Source organism: Mesorhizobium sp. M5C.F.Ca.ET.164.01.1.1, assembly GCF_004792125.1.
Lineage (GTDB): Bacteria > Pseudomonadota > Alphaproteobacteria > Rhizobiales > Rhizobiaceae > Mesorhizobium > Mesorhizobium wenxiniae.
Genome location: NZ_SRTG01000459.1, coordinates 1 through 303, shown reverse-complemented (window position 1 = coordinate 303; position 303 = coordinate 1). Strand labels below are relative to the sequence as shown.

General features: G+C 57.4%; 1 protein-coding gene. It reads right to left on the bottom strand.

Annotated elements, in window-relative coordinates; translation table 11 throughout:
• Positions 1 to 303: lyase family protein (locus EN807_RS34275; RefSeq protein ID WP_246684535.1), on the bottom strand; the 303-nt coding region annotated here is incomplete at both ends.

Here is a 303-nt window from a genome sequence, read left to right as displayed (position 1 = left end):
TTTGCGACAGATGACGGCAAACGATACTGGGGAACTCGCGAGGCACGTTGATCGACGTGCCGATTGCCGAACCGCCGAGGTTGATTTCCAGCAACAATCTCGATGCCGATTGAAGCTGGATGATGTCCTCATCTATGAGTTCGGCAAAGGCCCCGAACTCTTGCCCGACTGTCATCGGAACGGCATCTTGAAGCTGAGTTCTGCCGACCTTCAGGGCATTTGCATGCTGCAGCGCTTTCGCGCGGAACGCCTCACGCAAGCCGACCTTTGCGGATACCAGTCCCTCGCAGGCTCGCAACACCG